The organism is Fimbriimonadaceae bacterium, assembly GCA_019638775.1.
Classification (GTDB): Bacteria; Armatimonadota; Fimbriimonadia; order Fimbriimonadales; family Fimbriimonadaceae; genus JAHBTD01.
On sequence record JAHBTD010000072.1, the window covers coordinates 1 to 3,469 of the forward strand.

The following is a 3,469-nucleotide window of genomic DNA, read 5'->3' on the forward strand; positions in this document are numbered from 1 at the left end:
TCATTGCTCGCGGAACGCGCACCAGGATCAGTCTCAATTTTTAAGTAGCGGGCGGTGCTCGGTCCATGCGCGCAGTGCGGACCATCCCGGCAGGTTGCTTCACAGGAGTGCGGAGGGATAAGGCCGCCTCCGTTCGCTACGCGCCACCCACAGGGAACCTAAGAGTATTGGCTGAAGCCAGCTGGTTCTGCGGGACACTCGAACGAAGAGGCCCTCGCCGCGCGGCAGGCTCGTATGCAGTGGTGCTGTCCTCGCCCTCCGTATCGGTTCCGATACAACCTGCCGGACGATGAGATACGTCGTGTCGCACGACTCCTGCGCACAGGGTCAAACACGTCCATTTGCATGTTCGTGAAATCACAATCAGTGCGTGTCGTCCATTCCATCGGCATGTCGTTTGCTTTTTGTCTTGCGTGCGTGAACACCGGTCGCTCCATCACCCGACACCGTGCCGAGGACAGTCTCTGTAGTCGCACACGGCCTTACGCGGGCGAGTGACCTCATGACTCACAAACCAAGGAGGGTCCCCATGAACGCACCGCGCGCCGATCTCATTCCCAACCCCGTAGGCCCGTTTCCCCCGCTTCCTCAGCCGCTTCCGGAAGTACCCATCCCGCAACCACAGCCTGTTCCTCAGCCGGGCCTCGAGCCGCTTCAACCGTTCCCAGTTCCTTTCCCTTGGCCGCCATTGAAGTTTCGGAGTGTGCGTTGCGGCTGCTACCTGCTCAATTACAAGCCGTCGGGGAGTCCCTTGGTGACCTATGACGGCACGTTGCGCGTGGAGTGCCATGGCAGCGGCCGAACAGCGAGCGGCGACCTGTACCAACGCCCGCTCATTTGGTTGCCGTGGAAACCGGGGTTCCCGCCGATCCCCTCTTCCCCTTTACTCCTTCCAGGACCCAGCCCGAGCGCTGGGATTCCTATTTTGTCCCGAGGGAGGTATCGGTACTACCTCCGGGTTACTCAGATTCTCGAATATTTTACGATCGGGACCAGCTTCACGCTCGGCTTTGAGATGTGGCGCTTCACGAAGAGTGCTGGAGCGTGGAGTACGGGCGGTGCCTGGACAAACGAGGGCACCTTCACCGCGTTGATGTCGTGGCAGGCAGCCCCGGCCGGCTACCCTTCGAGCAGCGATTACCTGGCAGGCGACGTCAAGAACAGCAGCGGCACGGTCGTTGGTCGACTGACCATGGGGTGGATTTCGGCCTACCTGCGGAAGGCGACGGTTGAGATCGACCGGGTAAGCCAGTCCGAATCGCCGTTGCACAACGGTGCGGGCGTGGATTGGAAGGCGATCGGTGACGGCATCGGGTGGGACATCACCGTCGACCAGAGTGACAGCAACCTGGTCGAACCGAGTGGCGAGTCCTGGTCGGATGCGGAATGCCATGCGGCCATGCTGGCCAGGCGGGATGCCTCCAACCTGGACGCCGAATGGCGCTATCATGTCCTGTGTGTGCGGCGGTTGGATTCCACCTCCCGCGGCATCATGTATGACGCATATGGCGGCGATTCCAACAACGTCCCTCGGGAGGGTTGCGCCATCGCTTCGCACTGGACGGTTCCTACCAGTGCGGAATGGGGCTTGGTCAAGGGGGTTCGCTTTGGTACGGCGACCTCCCCGTATTTTCGAACGGCGGTCCACGAAACGGGCCACGCCATGGGTCTGTACCACAATGCGAGTGACAATGGCTTTATGAACACGACCGACGTCATTGCCAACAACTCCTTGTCTCCGGGGAGCGCTGTGTTTCCAAACAACGTGCAATGGTCATATCATGCGGACGACGCCAAACGGTTGCGGCACATCCCGGATATTTATGTCCGTCCGGGCGGGACGCCGTTCGGCACCTCCTATGCAACGACACCGATCAGCCCGACCGATATGGAATTGTCTGCGGAGGGCCTCTTGCTGACGGTCACGTCGGTGCATGCTTCCGCGCCGCTCGGCGCCCCGATCCGACTCAACCTCGAATTGACGAACACGACCGACGAGCCGGTGCCCGCCCCGGCCAGCCTCTCCATGAAGAGTGGATTCGTCCGAGGTCACGTGACCGACCCGGCGGGGACGGTGCGTACGTTTTCGCCGATCATTCTCTGCGTGGAAGACCATCCGATGGTCCGCCTCAAGCCCCGACAGGGTATTCGGAGTTCGATGACGCTCCTGCGAGGCTCCCAAGGCGCGCTGTTTCCGATGCCGGGAGCCTATCGCGTGCAGGTGGAGGTCCATTGGGACCAAGGCGGGGTCGAGGTCGTCACGACTGGCTCGGCCGACGTGATGGTGTCGTCGGCTAGCGACGACGCGCACGCGCAGGCGGCACTGAAAGTGCTTTCCACACCCGACACGCTCCTGACTCTCGTTGTTGGGGGCGACCACTTGGTCGACGGGATCGAGGCAATTCACACGGCCTTGAAGAACCCGGTGCTCCGGCCGCATTATGCCTATATCGAAGCCAAGCGTCTCGGCGAGCGCTTCGGCACGCGCAAGGCGAACTTGAAGGCCGTGGCGGATTTGCTGGACGAGGCCGTCGTCATGAGCCCGGCGGAAATTCGCCGAGCGGCCGAATTGGCGAAGCACGAGGCCGGCGACGGCGCCGCGAGAAAGGCGATCGCTAAGAAGCTCAAGCACAAGGCGGCGGGGCTGAAAGGTGATGAGGAAGTCAAAGCGGTGGTGGAGTCGATCCAGTAACGTGTCCCCACCGACCGCCTGGATGGCGGCCATTGTATGGATGTGTGTCCCCGGCGTGGTCTTCTCGGTCGCGCCGGGGATGCCTATGGAGGACCGCATGCCACAATCATTGGCTCCCCATGATCTCTTCGGCCGGTGGGAGAAGCTTCAGCATCCCCCCTGTGCTCAGCGGTACCCTGACACCCTCGAGTTTCGTGAACGCGGCCTATACGTCGGCCGCTCCGAGCCGCCGGGCACGTTTAGCCTGTGGGATACAGGCACGTTCGAGCTGCTCGATCCTCAGCACCTTCGACTCTCAACGGCCAATGACGCACTTGTCACCTATGACGTGTCCTGGCAACAGGACCGGCTGACCTTCGTCGATGCCGATGGATGCGAGTTCGCATACCGCAAGATGACCTAAGGGGTGGCCGCTTCACAATCAAGTCACGGACTCGAGCAGGGGGTGACGAGTGCACTCTCATCAAGACGGGTCGAGCTGGCCCGGTGGCGCGAGTGGTGGAAGTTCGGGAGCCGGCAGAGCGAAAGCGCGACCTTCTGCGATGCAGACCGCGAGCACTGTTCGAAGTGCCGCTGGAGTCATGTTTCCCGCGAAACGGCTGGTGCAGCTGAAAGGCGTGAGGCTGCAGACGGTTGCGGTGTAGCGTTCAGCAAGAGGGGCCATTTGGCCTCATCTCTCACGCCCCGTGGCACTTCTTGAATTTTTTCCCGCTGCCGCAGGGGCAGGGATCGTTGCGACCGGTCTTGTCTGCCTGGCTTTGGGCCGGTTGCGGCGTT

At 61.8% G+C, this 3,469-nt stretch carries 3 protein-coding genes; 2 read left to right on the plus strand and 1 reads right to left on the minus strand.

Going from position 1 to position 3,469, the window contains the following annotated elements:
* The first annotated feature begins 448 nt into the window (after nt 1-448).
* Nucleotides 449-2,692 carry a hypothetical protein gene (locus KF784_19840; GenBank protein ID MBX3121313.1) on the plus strand — a complete coding sequence of 748 codons (2,244 nt, stop codon included), beginning with the start codon at nt 449-451 and terminating at the stop codon, nt 2,690-2,692.
* A gap of 97 nt (nt 2,693-2,789) precedes the next feature.
* A complete protein-coding gene (locus KF784_19845) occupies nt 2,790-3,095 on the plus strand; it encodes a hypothetical protein (protein MBX3121314.1) in 306 nt (101 codons plus the stop codon).
* A gap of 274 nt (nt 3,096-3,369) precedes the next feature.
* On the opposite strand, the gene KF784_19850 is transcribed toward KF784_19845, so the two are convergent.
* Nucleotides 3,370-3,469 (minus strand): SEC-C domain-containing protein (locus tag KF784_19850; protein ID MBX3121315.1); only part of this gene is annotated, 100 nt, incomplete at its 5' end.

What these genes read in the sequence shown, in the direction of transcription:
- KF784_19845 (MBX3121314.1), top strand. Translation starts at nt 2,790, where the DNA reads ATGCCACAATCATTGGCTCCCCATGATCTCTTCGGCCGGTGGGAGAAG.